Annotated in this window: 14 protein-coding genes; 7 read left to right on the forward strand and 7 right to left on the reverse strand. The window is 71.8% G+C overall.

The features are described 5' to 3' along the window. Window positions 1-24: 24 nt before the first annotated feature. The 6 genes from ACIBKY_RS01620 to ACIBKY_RS01645 all read right to left on the reverse strand — a co-directional run bounded on the left by ACIBKY_RS01620 (window position 25) and on the right by ACIBKY_RS01645 (window position 6464). Window positions 25-732 carry an SRPBCC family protein gene (locus tag ACIBKY_RS01620; RefSeq protein ID WP_397093591.1) on the reverse strand — a complete coding sequence of 236 codons (708 nt, stop codon included), beginning with the start codon at window positions 730-732 and terminating at the stop codon, window positions 25-27. A 66-nt stretch (window positions 733-798) separates the two neighbouring features. Next, window positions 799-1653: an FAD binding domain-containing protein gene (locus ACIBKY_RS01625; protein ID WP_397093592.1), complete on the reverse strand. Its 855-nt coding sequence runs from the start codon at window positions 1651-1653 to the stop codon at window positions 799-801. Further along, on the reverse strand, window positions 1650-3965 hold the full coding sequence (locus ACIBKY_RS01630; protein ID WP_397093593.1) for a xanthine dehydrogenase family protein molybdopterin-binding subunit: 2316 nt from the start codon (window positions 3963-3965) through the stop codon (window positions 1650-1652). Before ACIBKY_RS01630 ends, ACIBKY_RS01625 begins: the two co-directional genes overlap by 4 nt. Then, window positions 3962-4438 (reverse strand): (2Fe-2S)-binding protein, encoded by a 477-nt coding sequence (locus ACIBKY_RS01635; protein WP_379625118.1) that lies wholly within the window; start codon window positions 4436-4438, stop codon window positions 3962-3964. The genes ACIBKY_RS01630 and ACIBKY_RS01635 overlap by 4 nt, the downstream gene beginning before the upstream one ends. Window positions 4439-4507: 69 nt before the next feature. Then, window positions 4508-4711: a hypothetical protein gene (locus ACIBKY_RS01640; protein WP_379625116.1), complete on the reverse strand. Its 204-nt coding sequence runs from the start codon at window positions 4709-4711 to the stop codon at window positions 4508-4510. Then, complete coding sequence (locus tag ACIBKY_RS01645; protein ID WP_397093594.1) at window positions 4701-6464, reverse strand: PspC domain-containing protein; 1764 nt, start codon at window positions 6462-6464, stop codon at window positions 4701-4703. The genes ACIBKY_RS01640 and ACIBKY_RS01645 overlap by 11 nt, the downstream gene beginning before the upstream one ends. A gap of 114 nt (window positions 6465-6578) precedes the next feature. Between ACIBKY_RS01645 and ACIBKY_RS01650 the strand changes: the two genes are divergently transcribed. From ACIBKY_RS01650 to ACIBKY_RS01660, 3 genes are all read left to right on the forward strand, one after another. After that, window positions 6579-7793 carry a PspC domain-containing protein gene (locus ACIBKY_RS01650; RefSeq protein WP_397093595.1) on the forward strand — a complete coding sequence of 405 codons (1215 nt, stop codon included), beginning with the start codon at window positions 6579-6581 and terminating at the stop codon, window positions 7791-7793. Continuing rightward, window positions 7786-8418 (forward strand): response regulator, encoded by a 633-nt coding sequence (locus ACIBKY_RS01655; RefSeq protein WP_397093596.1) that lies wholly within the window; start codon window positions 7786-7788, stop codon window positions 8416-8418. Before ACIBKY_RS01650 ends, ACIBKY_RS01655 begins: the two co-directional genes overlap by 8 nt. Window positions 8419-8790: 372 nt before the next feature. Continuing rightward, window positions 8791-10161: a glutamate--cysteine ligase gene (locus ACIBKY_RS01660; RefSeq protein ID WP_397093598.1), complete on the forward strand. Its 1371-nt coding sequence runs from the start codon at window positions 8791-8793 to the stop codon at window positions 10159-10161. Here ACIBKY_RS01660 and ACIBKY_RS01665 read toward each other — a convergent pair. Further along, window positions 10158-11108, reverse strand: coding sequence for a helix-turn-helix domain-containing protein (locus ACIBKY_RS01665; protein WP_397093599.1), 951 nt, complete (start codon window positions 11106-11108; stop codon window positions 10158-10160). The genes ACIBKY_RS01660 and ACIBKY_RS01665 overlap by 4 nt on opposite strands. A 134-nt stretch (window positions 11109-11242) precedes the next feature. Here ACIBKY_RS01665 and ACIBKY_RS01670 point away from each other — a divergent pair, with 134 nt between their 5' ends. The 4 genes from ACIBKY_RS01670 to ACIBKY_RS01685 are packed head-to-tail and all read left to right on the forward strand — an operon-like array spanning window position 11243 to window position 15373. Then, on the forward strand, window positions 11243-13687 hold the full coding sequence (locus ACIBKY_RS01670; RefSeq protein ID WP_397093600.1) for a BTAD domain-containing putative transcriptional regulator: 2445 nt from the start codon (window positions 11243-11245) through the stop codon (window positions 13685-13687). A gap of 5 nt (window positions 13688-13692) precedes the next feature. Next, window positions 13693-14331, forward strand: coding sequence for a neutral zinc metallopeptidase (locus ACIBKY_RS01675; protein WP_397093601.1), 639 nt, complete (start codon window positions 13693-13695; stop codon window positions 14329-14331). 55 nt (window positions 14332-14386) lie between these two features. Then, window positions 14387-14644: a WhiB family transcriptional regulator gene (locus tag ACIBKY_RS01680; RefSeq protein WP_397093602.1), complete on the forward strand. Its 258-nt coding sequence runs from the start codon at window positions 14387-14389 to the stop codon at window positions 14642-14644. 9 nt (window positions 14645-14653) lie between these two features. After that, entirely contained in the window at window positions 14654-15373 is a 720-nt protein-coding gene (locus ACIBKY_RS01685; protein WP_397093603.1) for a type II CAAX prenyl endopeptidase Rce1 family protein, read from the forward strand. Window positions 15374-15544: the final 171 nt, after the last annotated feature.

The following is a 15544-nucleotide window of genomic DNA, read 5'->3' on the forward strand; positions in this document are numbered from 1 at the left end:
TTTTTACCGCTGATCTCGCCTTAACTACCGCAAAAAACGCCTGATCAGCCAGATGATCAGCGCCACCAGCGCGACCCCGCCCACGAGCGGCGCCACCCGCTTCAGCAGCGGCGCTCCCGCGACCTCCAGAAGGTCCAGCGCCTCCTCGTCGGCCGTGCGCGAGGTGCGCAGCGTCCCGCTCGGGTGCGCGTCCGCGACCGCCGCCGGGTCGGGGACCGCGCTCAGGTGCCGCTCCTCGTCATCGTGCGCGGCGTTCCCAGGTACGGCTGCCGCCTCCACCCCCGGCTCGGCCAGCAACTCCGCCAGGTTGGCCGCGAACCGGTCGATCAGCTTCGCCCCGACCTCGGCCATCACGCCCTTGCCGAACTGCGCCGGCCGCCCCGTCACGTTGAACGTCGTCTCCACGCTCACCGCGCTCGACGTGCCGGCCGGGGTCAGCTTGGCCACGACCGTGGCGGAGGCGGTGCCCGAGCCCCTGGCCTCCTTGCCCGACGCCTTGAGCGTGAGCGTGTGGGCGTCCTTGTCGACGTCCTCGAAGCGGGCGGTGCCCCGGTAGGTCACGGTGATCGGGCCGACCTTCACCTTCATCCTGCCGGTGAACTCGTCGCTCTCGACGAGGTCGAGCGCCGCGCCGGGCAGGCAGGGGGCCACCCGTTCGACGTCGAGAAGCACCGCCCAAGCCTGCTCCACCGGGACCGGAACCGTGAACTCGTGCTCGAACCGCATCGCCATCGACGCCTCCTGTTTGCGACATTACGCCGGAAAGGGGGCACCCCGGAAGGGGCGCCCCCGACGGGCCTACGGAGTTCCCGCCGCCGTCCTGACCGCGCGGTGGGTCAGGACCCTGGCCAGGTGCCGGCGGTAGTCCGGCTGCGCGTGCAGGTCGGCCGGCGGCGCGGTGTCGGCCGACGCCTCCTCGCAGGCCTGCCGTACGGCCTCGCCGAGCTCCACGCCCTGCAGGGCGCTCTCCGCCGCGCGGGCACGCAGCGGGGTCGAGCCCATGTTGCTCAGGCCGATCCTGGCCTCCTGGATCGAGCCGTTGGAGCGCCGCACGGCCACGGCCACCCCGACGATCGCCCACGCCTGCACGGTCCGGCGGAACTTCTCGTAGTGGAAGCCCCACTCGCCGCCCAGCTTGGGGATCTTGACGCCGGCCAGGATCTCGCCGGCCTCCAACGTCGTCTCCAGGTAGTCGGCGAAGAAGTCGGCGGCGGGGATCTCCCGCTCACCCCGCGCCGACCTGGCCACCAGGACGCCGTCCAGCGCCAGGACCACCGCGGGCAGGTCGCCCGCCGGGTCGGCGTGGGCCAGGGAGCCGCCGAAGGTGCCGCGGTGCCGTACCGCGGGATCGGCGACCGTGGCGGCGGCCAGGGCCACCAGCGGGCAGCCCGCGCGGACCACGGGCGAGCGCAGGACCTCGTCGTGCGTCGCGAGCGCGCCGATGAAGACGTGGTCGCCGCGGTCGTGCACGCCCGTCAGTCCGGGCAGGCGGCCGATGTCCACGAGCGTGGTCGGGTAGGCCAGGCGCAGGCGCAGCAGCGGCAGCAGCGACTGCCCGCCGGCCAGCACCTTCGCCTCGTCGTCCGAGGCCAGCGCCTGGCAGGCCTCCTCCAGCGTCGCCGGGCGCAGGTAGTCGAACTGCGCGGGGATCATGACAGTGCCCTCCAGATTCGCTCGGGCGTACAGGGCATCTGGACGTCGTGGACGCCCCGCGGGCGCAGCGCGTCCACGATGGCGTTGACGACGGCCGGCGTGGAGGCGATCGTGCCGGCCTCGCCGACACCCTTCACGCCGAGCGGGTTGGACGAGGCCGGGGTCTCCGTGCGGTCGGTGACGAACGTCGGCAGGTCCGCCGCCGACGGCACCAGGTAGTCGGCCATCGTCGAGGTCAGCAGGTTGCCCTCGGCGTCGTAGACGGCCTCCTCGTACAGCGCCTGCGCCACGCCCTGCGCGATGCCGCCGTGCACCTGGCCCTCGACGATCAGCGGGTTGACCACCTTGCCGACGTCGTCCACGGCCACGTAGGAGCGGATCTTCGTCATGCCGGTCTCGGTGTCCACCTCGACCGCGCACAGGTGGGTGCCGTGCGGGAAGGAGAAGTTGTCCGGGTCCACGGTGGCGTCCGCGTCCAGCCTCGCCTCCACGCCGTCGGGCAGGTCGTGGGCGGCGAAGGTGGCCAGCGACAGCTCCTGGATGGTCTTGCCGCTCTCCGTGCCGCGCACCCTGAACGTGCCCTCGCTGAACTCGACGTCGTCAGGCGCGCACTCCAGCACGTGCGCCGCGATCTTCCTGGCCTTCTCCTTGACCTTCTCGCACGCCGCCAGCACGGCCATGCCGCCGACGACCAGCGAGCGCGAGCCGTAGGTGTCCATGCCCTTGTGGGAGATCGCGGTGTCGCCGTGAATGACCGAGACGTCCTCGAACGGCACGCCGAGCGCGTCGGCCACGATCTGGCTCCACGCGGTCTCATGGCCCTGCCCGTGCGGTGACGAGCCGGTGACCACCTCGACCTTGCCCGTCGGCAGCATGCGCACCGAGCCGTGTTCCCAGCCTCCGGCCCCGTAGGACAGGCTGCCGAGCACCCGGCTGGGCGCCAGGCCGCACATCTCCGTGTACGTCGAGACCCCGATCCCCAACTGCACCGGATCGCCCCGGTCGCGCCGATCGCCCTGTTCGGCCCGCAGCTTGTCGTAGCCGAACAGCGCCAGCGCCTTGTCCGTGGCCGCCTCGTAGTTGCCGGAGTCGTAGGTCAGCCCGGCCACCGTGGTGTACGGAAACTCCTCGTGCCTGATCCAGTTGCGCCTGCGCACCTCGATCGGGTCCAGGTTGAGCTCGGCGGCCAGTTCGTCCATGACCCGCTCGATGGCGTACGTGGCCTCCGGCCGCCCCGCGCCCCGGTAGGCGTCGGTCGGCATCTTCGTGGTGAAGACGCCGGTGCAGTTGAAGTCGTACGCGTCCATCTTGTAGATGCCGTTGAACATGAACGCGCCCAGGATCGGCACGCCAGGCGTCACCAGCATCAGGTAGGCGCCCATGTCGGCCAGCAGTTCCACCCGCAGCCCGCGGATGCGGCCGTCGGCCTCGGCGGCCAGCGTGACGTGCTGGATCTGGTCGCGGCCGTGGTGCGCGGTCAAGTTGCCCTCCGAGCGCGACTCCGTCCACTTGACCGGCCTGCCGGTCTTCCTCGTCAGCAGCAGGCAGATCACCTCTTCCGCGGTGACCTGGAGCTTCGAGCCGAACCCGCCGCCCACGTCGGGGGCGACCACGCGCAGCTTGTGCTCCGGGATGCCGGTCGTCAGCGCCAGCATCAGCCGCAGGATGTGCGGGATCTGGGTCGCGCTCCACAGCGTGAAGTTCTCCCCGTCCGTGGCGGCCATGACCGCCCGCGGTTCCATCGCGCTCGGGATGAGCCGCTGCTGGATGTAGGTGCGGTCGATCAGGACCGGCGAGTCCCGCAGCGCCGTGTCCACGTCGCCCTGGGTCAGCCGCCAGGTGAACGCCCGGTTGCCCGCCTCGTGCACCTTCGGGCCGCCCTCGGCCAGCGCGTCGTTCATGTCGAGCACCGGCGGCAGCGGCTCGTAGTCGACCTCGATCGCGTCCAGGGCGTCGGCTGCCTTGTACCGGTCGGTCGCCACCACGCAGGCGACCGCCTCGCCCACGTAGCGCACCTCCGACAGGGCCATCGGCGGATGGTCGGGGATGACGATGTCCTCGCTGACCGGCCACGCGCACGGCAGGCTGCCCTGCTCCTGCGCGAAGTCCGCGCCGGCGTAGGCGGCGATCACGCCCGGCAGGCCGCGGGCCGCGGACACGTCGACCCTGGTGATCCGCGCGTGCGCCATCGGGCTGCGCAGGAACGCCACGTAGGCCATCCCGGGCAGCTGCATGTTGTCGGTCCACTGCGTACGGCCGGTGAGCAGGCGCGCGTCCTCCTTGCGCCGCCTGGCCGTGCCCACCTCGGTCATGGCGTCTTCACCGCCATGTCCTGCGCGCCCCGCCGTACCGCCTTGACGATGTTGCAGTAACCGGTGCACCGGCACAGGTTGCCCTCCAGACCGTGCCTGATGGACTCCTCCGACGGCTCCGGGTCGTCGCGCAGCATGTCGATGGCGGCCATGACCATGCCGGGCGTGCAGTAACCGCACTGCAGGGCGTGTTCCTCGTGGAAGGCGCGCTGCATGGGGTGAAGCGTGCCGTTGGCGGCCAGGCCCTCGATGGTGGTGATCGCGGACCCGTCGGCCTGGACCGCGAGCACGGAGCAGCTCTTGACGGACTTGCCGTCCAGCAGCACCGTGCAGGCGCCGCAGTTGCTGGTGTCGCAGCCGATCGGGGTCCCGGTCTTGCCTAGCCGGTCTCTCAGCAGATGGACGAGAAGGAGCCGCGGCTCGACTTCCTCCTCGTACGCGATTTCGTCGACGGTGACGGTGATTCGGGGCATACGTCCTCCCTCTCAGGGGGGCAAGGCGGACACTCGCCAACGTACGCCCGTGTTTGTCCCGGTCAAGGGTCACTTACGGCGAGTGATCCTCGCGACGACCGCCACCAGCCCCGCAAAACCTAGCCCGACCACCATCAGCGCTACCAGCACCGCCGCGTCCGTGATCGAATCGGTCGCCAGCAGAATGCCCAGCACCACGAACAGCAGGCCGCTGAGCAACGCCATCCAGTCGGTCCTGTGCAACTGGCGCGGCTTGTCCACATCACGCCGCACGCCGGACCTCCACGTCACCCATGCCGCCGCGCAGGTTCAGCACGATCGTCGAGACCGCGCCCTTCGGCGGCGTCTCCGGGGCCAGTATCTTGTCGAACTCCACGTCCACGCCGCCGCGCAGCGACTGGTCGATCGTGATGTCGCCGACCTTCGCCGTCGCGTGTACCTCCACCCGCGCCGAGGGTGGCACGATCACCATCAGCTCGCCGACCGAGACCGAGGCGTTGAACTCCGCCGTCGCGCCCGGCTCCAGCTTCAGCTCGGACAGGTCGAGCCGGCCCTCGCCCACGCCCACGTCGTAGTTTCTGCTGGCCTCCGCCATCGTCAGCGGGGTCCAGTCGTATTCGCCGACCCGGCTGGGCAGGCCGCCGACGATCAGGCCGCTGGCGATGACGATCGCCACCAGCGTGCCCAGGGCCACCAGGCCCGCTCCACGTCCCCACCAGGCCGCGACCAGCAGTCCGGCGCCGATCGTGATGAGCACCGCCGCGCCGACGGTGGTCGGGTTCACGCCTTGGGCCGACCCTGATTGGACAGCCACGAGGATCCCTCCAATGATGAGTGCCATGAGCACGGTGATCACGCCGATGAAGGAGCGTGGCCGCTTCTTCTTCGTCGGCGGCGGGACCGGCTTGCCGTACAGGGCGGGGTCGTAGGGGGAGTACCCGGGCCGCTTGGCCGGGTCCAGCGGCTGGTAGGGGCCGTGCGGGGCGAACGCCTCGCGATGCGGGATGGGTGGCACGCCCTCCGCGGGCCGCGCGCTCACCCGCTCGCCGCCGGCCATGCGGGCGGCGCGCTTCTCACGCATCATCGCCTCGACGCGCATCATGGCCTCCTCGCGGGTCCGCGGCCGGTCCTGCGCCGCGTGGACGCGCGGGGGCCGGTGCTCGCGGGGCTCCTCGGGGAGCGGCTCGCCGTAGCGGACGGGCTCCTCGCGGGTGGGCGGCTCTTCTCCGGGCTCGTGGTGCGTGGCGGGCTCGGCCGGTGGGACGGGCTCTTCGCGGGTGGGCGGCTCGTCCCCGGTCCCGGGCTCTTGCCCGGTCCCGGGCTCTTCGCGGGTGGGCGGCTCTTGCCCGGTCACGGGCTCCTGCCCGGTCACGGGCTGCTCGCGGGTCAGGGTGCTGTCCGCCGCTTCCGGGGGGCTTCCCGCGCTGTCCGGTGTGTGGGGGTTCTGCGGGGTGTAAGGCCTTTGCGGCGTGTACGGCGGAGCCGCCGCCTCGGCCGCGAACGCCACGTCCACCATCGACCGGCCAGGCTCCGGGTGGCCGTAGTGCGGCGGCACCGGGGGAGTGGGCTGGGGCGAGGCGGTCTGCCTGCGGCTCAGCCGTTCCGGCATCGAACGCGCCAGCCCGAGCAGGTCCACCCCGTTGGCGTGCGCGGTCAGCAGCGAGATGACCAGCACCATACCGACCACCAGCGTGCCGGTGGCCAGCCAGACCGTGGTCAGGTTGAGGCCGAGCCCGAAGGCCAGCACCGCGGTCATCATCGCCAGCACGGCCTCGCCGTCGAAGTCACGGCGGGTCCAGTGCTCGATCATGCCGGGCATGCCGCGCGTGTCCTTCATCAGCATGAAGGCCGCGATGTAGAGGAAGAAGCCGACACCGGAGCCGAACAGCAGGATCCCGAACCCGACCCGGAACACCACCGGATCGATCCCCGTGTGCCTGCCCAGCCCGGCGCACACCCCGGTCAGGATGCGCCCTTCACCGCTGCGGTGCAGGATCCGGGCCTCGTTCGATGGAGCTTCCGTCATGTACTCCATCGTGACGGCACCCGCGCGCGCTCGCATCCGGGACACCCCTGACCCGACCCTGGGGGTTGTTCCCTGATGCCCGCACCCCCGCCGACATGTGACGATGTCGGTGTTATGGCTGACCAGAAGACTCTCGCAGAGCCCGGCACCGCCGAGGCGCCCTATCGTCGCATGCGCCGGCGCATGGACGGCCGCCTCGTCGGCGGCGTCGCGCACGCGCTGGCCGACCAGCTGAAGCTGGACCCCGTGGTGATCCGGCTGGCGTTCGTGCTGCTGTCCGCCGTGGACGGCGTGGGCGCGGTGGCCTATGCCGTCCTGTGGATGGTGACGCCGCGGGAGGAGCACCAGGGGCCGCCTCCCTCACGCGACTGGAGCCAGCTCGCGGCGTTCGTCGCGATCGGGGTGGCGCTGTTCGCCTTCGGGTGGATCAGCGGCGCCTCGCAGGGCGGCATCGGCATGATCCCGTTCGCGATCGGCGGCATCGGCGCGCTGATCCTCTGGCAGCAGGCCGACCCCGACCGCCGCAGGGAATGGGTCGCGGGCGGCACCAAGAGCATCCGCAAGAACCGGGCCCGCACGCTGATCGGCGTCGTCCTCGTGGTCGCGGGCGGCGTCGGCTTCCTCATCGCCCAGGACGAGCTGCAGGACGCCACGCCCGGCCTGCTGTTCACCGTCGTGGTGGTCGTCGGGCTCGTGGTGATCGTCGCGCCCTGGCTGGCCGGCCTGTGGAAAGAGCTTCAGCTGGAACGGCGGGAGCGCATCCGGCAGGAGGAGCGGGCCGAGATGGCGGCGATGGTCCACGACTCGGTGCTCCACACGCTCACGCTCATCCAGCGCGTCGCCCACGACCCGCGCGAGGTCGCCAGGCTCGCCCGCTCGCAGGAACGCGAGCTGCGCAACTGGCTCTACCAGCCCAAACAGGACGCCGACGCCACGCTGGCCGCCGCCGTCCGCAGGATCGCGGCCGAGGAGGAGGACGCGCACGGCGTCCAGATCGAGGTGGTCTGCGTCGGCGACATCGACATCGACGCCGAGGGCAAGCTCGCCGCCCTCCTGAAGGCCTCCAGGCAGGCGATGGTCAACGCCGCCAAATACTCTGAGAGCCAGTCCATTTCCGTGTACGCGGAAGTGGAGGGTGAAGAAGTCACCGTTTTCGTGAAGGATCGGGGTAAGGGCTTCGATCTGGACGAGGTGCCGCTCGACCGGATGGGCATCAGGGAGTCCATCATCGGCAGAATGGAACGGCACGGTGGCAGCGCGAGAGTCCGTACCGAACCGGGTGAGGGCACAGAGGTGATGTTGACGATGAAGGTGGCGAAGCGTGATTAAGGTCCTGATCGTCGACGACCACAGGCTGTTCCGCTCCGGGGTACGCGCCGAGCTGGGCGACTCGATCCAGGTCATCGGCGAGGCCGAGGACGTCGACTCCGCGGTCAAGGCGATCGCCGAGATGGAGCCCGACGTCGTGCTGCTCGACGTCCACATGCCGGGCGGCGGCGGCCAGGAGGTCCTGCGCCGCGTGCTCGGCTCGGGCGGCCAGGTGCGCTTCCTCGCCCTGTCGGTCTCCGACGCCGCCGAGGACGTCATCGGCGTCATCAGGGGCGGTGCCCGCGGCTACGTCACCAAGAACATCAGCGGCAAGGAGCTGACCGACGCCATCCGCCGCGTCTCCGAGGGCGACGCCGTCTTCTCGCCCCGGCTGGCCGGATTCGTCCTGGACGCCTTCGCCTCGTCCGAGGCGCCGCCCATCGACCCCGAACTGGACTCGCTGACCCAGAGGGAGCGGGAGGTGCTCCGGCTGATCGCGCGTGGGTACGCGTACAAGGAGATCGCCAAGGAGCTGTTCATCTCGGTGAAGACCGTGGAGACGCACGTGTCCTCGGTGCTGCGCAAGCTCCAGCTGTCCAACCGCCACGAACTGTCCCGCTGGGCCACCGCCCGCCGCCTGGTCTGACCTCCAGGGCGAAAGGGGCACCCAACGGCACGAGGCGGCACCCGGATGCGGTGGTGCACCCGCCGGGCGGTAACCCAAGAGCGGGAGCCGTGTGGCGCCGGGCATCGGGCCTGTGGCGCGGTACTGCCGGGGGTGGGCCCGTGACGTGGCAGTGGGCCGTGACGTGGTGCTGTCGGGGCGCGGGGCCTGTGGCTCGGTACTGCCGGGGTGGGGCCTGTGGTGTGGTGCTGCCTGGGGGTGGGCTGGTGTTTGAGGCTAGATCGTGCGACATTTCGAGGTATGGGCAGGGACGTGCCAGTCGTCGTGTTCAGCCGGGAAGACCGTAGGACATATCGGGAAAAAGTACGACGATGTCTGGATGTTTTCGCCCAGATGCTGCGTGAATCCCGCTTCGAGCTTGAACGCCCCCTCGCCGGGCTGGAGATCGAGCTCAACATCGTCGACGAACACGGCGAGGCCGCCATGCGCAACGCGCAGGTGCTGGCCGCCATCGCCCAGCCCGACTGGGCCACCGAACTGGGCCAGTTCAACATCGAGATCAACATCGAACCCCAGGGGCTGGACGGCGAGGGCGCCCTGGCCCTGGAGAACGACGTACGCTCCCGCCTCAACCACGCCGAGTCCAGAGCCCGGTCGGAGGGCGGGCACCTGGTCCTGATCGGCATCCTTCCGACCCTGCGCGAGCAGGACATCGGCGAGGGCACGCTGTCGGCCAACCCGCGCTTCCGCCTGCTCAACGAGCAGATCTTCGCGGCCAGGGGCGAGGACCTGCACCTGCTCATCGAGGGCGTCGAACGGCTCGACACCCATGCCGACAGCGTGGCGCCCGAGGCCGCCTGCACCAGCGTCCAGCTCCATCTCCAGGTCAGCCCGGAGGCCTTCGCCGCCCACTGGAACGCCGCCCAGGCCATCGCCGGCGCACAGGTGGCCGTGGCGGCGAACTCGCCGTACCTCTTCGGGAAGGAACTGCACCGCGAGACCAGGATCAGCCTCTTCGAGCAGGCCACCGACACGCGCCCGGCCGAGCTGAAGGAGCAGGGCGTGCGGCCGCGGGTGTGGTTCGGCGAGCGGTGGATCACCAGCGTGTTCGACCTGTTCGAGGAGAACGTCCGCTACTTCCCCGCCCTGCTGCCGCTGGTCGAGCACGAGGACCCGCGCGAACTGCTGGAACGCGGCCTCATCCCGCACCTGCCCGAGCTGACCCTGCACAACGGCACCATCTACCGCTGGAACCGCCCCGTCTACGCCGTGGTCGGCGGCACGCCACACCTGCGCGTCGAGAACCGGGTGCTGCCGGCGGGCCCGACGGTCCTCGACGTCGCCGCCAACGCCGCCTTCTACTACGGCCTGATGGCCGTCCTGCCTTATGCGGAGCGGCCGATCTGGAGCCAGATGTCGTTCGCCGCGGCCGAGGACAACCTCAACACCGCCGCCCGGCACGGCATCGACGCCCGCCTCTACTGGCCGGGCGCGGGAGAGGTGCCGGCGGTCGAGCTGATCCTGCGCCGCCTGCTGCCGATGGCCCACGAGGGGCTCGAACGCTGGGGCGTGGACAAGGCGGTCGCCGAGCGCCTGCTGGGCGTCATCGAGGGGCGCTGCCTGACCGGGCGTACGGGCGCCACGTGGCAGGTGGAGAAGGTCAACGCGATCGGCGGCGACCGGCACGAGGCGCTGCGCAGGATGACGCTGGAGTACATCGAGCGCATGCACACCAACGAACCCGTCCACACCTGGCCCGTCTAGGTGAGCAGGCTCTCGCCCAGTTCGGTGATCGTGTGCATGACGGAGTTCTCCTCGCGGCTGCTGGTGATCAGGCCGGCCGCCCGCAGGATCGAGGCGTGCTGGCTGGCCGAGGAGGGGGAGATGTGCAGGAGCCGGGCGAGCTGGGTCGTGGAGCGCGCGCTCCTGGTGGCGCGCAGCACCGCCGCGCGCGTGGGGCCGAGCAGCCCGGAGACCGCGTCGTCCGCCGCGTCGCCCGAGGGCAGCAGCCATGCGCCCCGGTGCTCCACGGGATAGACGAGCACCGGCGGCAGGCCGGGGTCGGCGAGGCTGACCGGCGTGCCCCAGCAGAACCACGACGGGATCAGCAGCAGCCCCCGCCCGCCCAGGTGCAGGTCCCTGTCGACCGGGTACTCCACGTGCAGGACCGGCGGCTGCCAGCGCATGATCGGCCGCAGGCTGTGCAGGACCGCCTCGACGCCGCCGGAGTGGAAGGCACGCAGCCGCCGCGCGTGGTCGGCGGCGACGTGGTTGCGCACCTGGGCCCAGTAGGGGGCGACGGTGATCCGGTGCAGGGAGCGCAGCGCGCCGGCGACCTCGTCCATCGCCTGCGCGTCGGCGCGCGCGAGGTCCCTGGCCCAGCCGGTACGGCCCGGCAGCCTGGAAACCTCGTCCCTGACCCTGGTGCCCGGCGTGGACAGCAGGCTGTCGAGCCCGTCGTCGAGCGTGCCCCCGTTGCCGGGCGTGAGGAAGTCGGGGAAGTAGGGCCGGGGCGGTGCCAGCGAACGCAGCCCGCCCAGCGGTTCCGCGGACAGCCGCGGGGCGACCTGCGTGAGCCAGTCGGCGAAGAAGGTACGGCCCCGCCGGCCGTACAGGCGATGGAGACTGAAGACCGTCTCCCAGAGCGGATCGGCGGAGGACGCCAGGCGGGTACGAGCGAGGTCGTCCCCGGTGAAGTGAATGCGTAACATGCGACCGGCCTCTTCGGTGGATCGTGCCGCCATTATGACCAGAAATTGCGTCATATCGGTGTCATAAGCAGGGTCTTTCGGTTGTGGTCGAAAGAGGGTGACCGGGGCGGGGGCGATGGGTGAGGCTGAGCGCCATGTTCCGCGTTCTCGGCCCGCTCGAGATCACGATGGGTGAACGGCTGGCGCAGCCCCCAGGACCGCGCCAGCGAGAGCTCCTCGCTCTGCTGCTGCTGCGCGCCAACCAGGTGGTCTCGATCGGCACCATCGTCAGGCTGGCCTGGGGCGAGCGGCCGCCGCCCACCGCACGGCGGCAGGCCCAGAACTGCGTGGGACGTCTGCGCAGGCTCATGACCGACGTCGGGCTGTCCCCGAAGACGATCGTGACGACCCCGGGAGGCTACCTCCTCAAGGTCGCCGACGATCAGCTGGACATGCTCGCGTTCCTGGCGCGGGCCGACGAAGGACGTGCCCTCGCGGGGGCAGGGCACGTCTGGAAGGCGAGCAGGCGCTACCGCTCGGCGCTGGCGCTGTGGCGCGGGCCGGCGTTCGACGGGATCGAGCTCGGGCCGCTGACCGGAGAGGTCGAACGGCTCGACGAGCGCCGCCTCGCCGTACTCGAAGACTGCCTGGACCTGGAGCTGCAGCTCGGCAAGCACGTGGCCGTCGCGGACGAGCTGGCCGTGCTCGTCGCGCGGCACCCGCTGCGCGAGCGCATGTGGGGGCAGATGGTGATCGCCCTCTCCCGCTGCGGCCGCGAACGCGAGGCGCTGATCGCTCTGGAAGGCGCCCGCGCCCGCTTCGAGCCCGGCGAGCGGCTGCTGGAGATCGAGGCGGCGATCCTGCGCGGCGAGGCGGGCGTCCCGGAACGGCCCGGCCGGCTGCCCGCCGACCTGCCCGACTTCACCGGGCGCGAGGAGGAGACCGGCGCGCTGGCCGCCCTGCTGAGCCGCGAGGCGGGAGCCGTCGTGTCGGGGGAGGCGGGCATCGGCAAGACAGCGCTCGCCGTGCACGTCGCGCACCGCGTCAGCAGCCGCTACCCCGACGGCCAGCTCTTCGCCAGCCTGCGCAGAAGCGGGCCCGCCGAGGTGCTGGCCGGGTTCCTGCGGCGGCTGGGCGTACCCGGGCACGCGGTGCCCGACGGGGTCGAGGAACGCGCCGAGCTCTACCGCAACAAGCTCGCCGGGCGGCGCGCGCTGATCGTGCTCGACGACGTGGCCGACGCCGCGCAGGCCCGCCCGCTCCTGCCGGAGGCCCCGCGCTGCGCGGTGCTCATCACCAGCCGCTCCGGCCTCGACGAACTGACCGGCGGCTCCCGGCTGCCGGGGTTGGGCGGGATGTCGGCGGGCTCCGTTCTGCCCGGACTCGGAGGTCTGGCGGATGAGGCGTTTCGCTCGGAACCGGGAGGAATGGCGGAGGGGGCCTTCCGCTCCGGTCTGGGCGACGCGACCGCCGGGCCGCCCGGGTCCGGGCCCCTCCCGGCCCGGCCGATCTGGCCGGCCTGGGCGGGGATGTCCGGCTTCGGGGTACGCCAGAGCCGCCCGAGCACGCCCCGCGCCGGCCTCTCGCTGGTCAAGCTCGCACCCCTGGAGAGCGGCCCGGCGATGACGCTGCTCGCCAAGGTCGCGGGTGCGGGCCGCGTGGCGGCCGAGGTCGCCGCGGCCCGCGATCTGGTACGGCACTGCGGCGGCTCACCCCTGGCCATCCGCGTGGCCGCGGCCCGCCTGGACGCCGAGCCCCGGCTGCGGGTGAGCTGGATGGCCGACCGCCTGTCCGGCCACGCGATCCAGCGGGACCCCCGACCCGAGCACCCGCGACCCGAGCGGCCGGACCCCGAGCACCCGCGACACGAGCACTCGGACCGCGAGCACCCGCGACCCGAGCACTCGGACCGTGAGCACCCGCGACCCGAGCGGCCGGATCGCGAGCGGCGGTCCGGGCGACAGGACTCCGAGGTGATCTCGGCCCTGGGCTGGCCCGCCGCCGAGGTGCTCGGCCTGGGCTATGCCGGGCTGCCCGAGGCCGCCCAGCGGCTGCTGCGCCTGACCTGTCTGGTCGAGGCCCCCGACTTCGCGCCCTGGGTGTGCGCGGCGCTCCTTGACGCCGACCTCGCCGAAGCGGAGGAACTGGCGGAACGCCTGGTGGAGGCCCAACTGCTGGAGCGCACCGGACCGGCGCGCTACCGGCTGCAGGACGTCGTCCGCGCGTTCGCCGCCCGGCGGGCCGGCGGCGACGAGCGGGCCGAGGCGCTGGGACGGCTGCTCGACGGCTGGCTCGTGCTCGCCGACCAGGCCAACGGGCTGCGGTTCGGCGGCGGCAGCGGCCCGCCGGAAGGACGCTGGTCGCCGAAGGGCGTGGCCGTCGGCGACCCCGCCGACTGGTTCGAGAGCGAGCGCCCCGGCCTCGTCTCCGCCGTACGGCAGGCCGCGGCGGAGGGCCGCGCCGAGCACTGCTGCCGCCTGGCCGTCGCCCTCGCCCGCTTCCTGGAGGGCGCCGGCCACCTCGACGATCTGGCCGAATGCCTGAGATTGGCACTGGCGGCGAATCCGCAGAGTGAACCCGGGCACACTTGGGCATTGTGAACCACGTGAAGCGTCCCCTCGCGCTCGTCGTGCTGCTGGCGCTGCTGACCGCCTGCGGCCTGGTCCGTGCCCCGTCCATGGACGCCACCGGCAAGGACACCTTCGAGGACGACGTGAACTCGGCCCGGGTGCTGAGCGAGGAGTACTGGAAGCAGCAGTTCGCCGCGCTGGGCCGGACGTACCGGCCGGTCACGGAGTTCGTGGCCTACGAGGGCGAGGGCGGGCCGAGGTGCGGCGGGCAGCCGTCCGTGCCGAACAACGCCTTCTACTGCCCGGCCGGCCACTTCATCGCCTACGACGCCCGGTGGATGCGCGGCCTGTGGGAGGAGATGGGCGACGGTTCCGTCTATTTGATCATCCCGCATGAGTTCGGGCATGCCGTACAGGCGCAGCTCGAAACGTCGTTCCAGCTCAACGTGCAGCAGGAGCTCCAGGCGGACTGCTACGCCGGTGGCACGCTCGCGGCCCTGGTGAAGTCCGGCGCCCTCCGCGCCGAACCCGGTGACGAGGAAGAGCTCCTGCTCAACCTCGCCGCCGCCGGCGACCCCGACGAGGACTGGTTCAACCCCCAGGCACACGGTACGGCCGAGCAGCGCCAAGCCTCCTTCGCCGCCGGGTACCGCGATGGAGTAGGCGGCTGCTGAGAAGTACGACCACGGGATGATGCGCGCCGGCGCCGACCCGGTCTAGCGTGGTGCCATGCCGTTGGGAGAGATCAGCTGGCTGCGCAGGGGAGCCTGCCGTACCAGCGATCCTGAGTTGTTCTTCCCGCTCGCGCCGGGCCCCGGGCAGGAGGCGCGGGCCAAGGCCGTCTGCGCCGGATGCCAGGTGCTCGACCAGTGCCGCGACTACGCGCTGAGCGCCGGTGAGTCCGAGGGGATCTGGGGCGGGATGACGCCGGACGAGCGCCGTCGTGCCCGCTTTCCCGCGGGCTGGCACAGTCCGGCCGCCAGTTAGCCTGCAGTGGTGCTGCTACGTTCCCTCGCCGTGCTCACCGCGGCCAACATCCTCAACAACCGGATCGCCCCCCGCCTCGGCCCCATCACCTCCGCCGCCGCCACCGCGGCGCTGGTCGCGATGGCCCGCAGGTCCGGGCTGACCTGGGAGGAGCTCGGTTTCCAGCACGGCCGCAGGGGTGCCGTGGCCGGTGGGGTTCTGTTCGCGGCGGTGGCCGTGGTCTACACGGCGGGCATCTCCCACCCGAAGACCCGCCCCCTGTTCCACGACGACCGCGCCCTGTCCCTGACCCGCGCCAGAGTCCTCGAAGAGGCGCTGGTGCAGGTCCCGTTCGGCACCGTGCTGCTGGAGGAGGTCGGCTTCCGCGGCGTCCTGTACGCCGCCCTGCGCCGCCGTCACGGCACCGCCGCGGCGACGGCCGGATCCTCCGCCGTGTTCGGCCTGTGGCACGTCCTGCCGTCGATCGACATGGCCAAGGCCAACCCGGCCCTGGGCGCCCTGACCGCCGCCGAGTCCCCCAACCACCTCGACACGGCACGGGTGGTGGCGGGCAGCGTGGTGTCCACGGGGGTGGCGGGCGTGGCCTTCTGCGAACTCCGCCGCCACGCGGGCCTGGCCGCCCCGGTGCTGCTCCACCTGGCGACGAACTCCCTGGGCTACCTGTTCGCCCGCCTGTCAACCCGCCTGCCCACCCGGCTCCCGGCCCCTCGGGAAACCCCCACCACCTGACAACCCGCCCACCAGCGACCCGGCTCCACGGGCTGTCTGCGCACTCGCGCCTCCGCCCTCGTGGGCCACCTGCGCACTCGCGCCTCCGGCTCGTGGGCGCGTTGTTGGCCGGGTAGTTGTGCCTGGGTCTGGGTTCCCGGTCGGGTGGGTAAGGGGGCGCCGTTACGGTGC

This window comes from Nonomuraea sp. NPDC050394, assembly GCF_044459065.1.
In the GTDB taxonomy this organism is placed as follows: Bacteria; Actinomycetota; Actinomycetes; order Streptosporangiales; family Streptosporangiaceae; genus Nonomuraea.

Excerpts from the sequence above, each read along its gene's own strand:
- ACIBKY_RS01620 (WP_397093591.1), bottom strand. The coding sequence starts at position 732 with ATGGCGATGCGGTTCGAGCACGAGTTCACGGTTCCGGTCCCGGTGGAG.
- ACIBKY_RS01625 (WP_397093592.1), bottom strand. The coding sequence starts at position 1,653 with ATGATCCCCGCGCAGTTCGACTACCTGCGCCCGGCGACGCTGGAGGAG.
- ACIBKY_RS01630 (WP_397093593.1), bottom strand. The coding sequence starts at position 3,965 with ATGACCGAGGTGGGCACGGCCAGGCGGCGCAAGGAGGACGCGCGCCTG.
- ACIBKY_RS01635 (WP_379625118.1), bottom strand. The coding sequence starts at position 4,438 with ATGCCCCGAATCACCGTCACCGTCGACGAAATCGCGTACGAGGAGGAA.
- ACIBKY_RS01645 (WP_397093594.1), bottom strand. The coding sequence starts at position 6,464 with ATGACGGAAGCTCCATCGAACGAGGCCCGGATCCTGCACCGCAGCGGT.
- ACIBKY_RS01650 (WP_397093595.1), top strand. The coding sequence starts at position 6,579 with ATGGCTGACCAGAAGACTCTCGCAGAGCCCGGCACCGCCGAGGCGCCC.
- ACIBKY_RS01660 (WP_397093598.1), top strand. The coding sequence starts at position 8,791 with ATGCTGCGTGAATCCCGCTTCGAGCTTGAACGCCCCCTCGCCGGGCTG.
- ACIBKY_RS01665 (WP_397093599.1), bottom strand. The coding sequence starts at position 11,108 with ATGTTACGCATTCACTTCACCGGGGACGACCTCGCTCGTACCCGCCTG.
- ACIBKY_RS01670 (WP_397093600.1), top strand. The coding sequence starts at position 11,243 with ATGTTCCGCGTTCTCGGCCCGCTCGAGATCACGATGGGTGAACGGCTG.
- ACIBKY_RS01680 (WP_397093602.1), top strand. The coding sequence starts at position 14,387 with ATGCCGTTGGGAGAGATCAGCTGGCTGCGCAGGGGAGCCTGCCGTACC.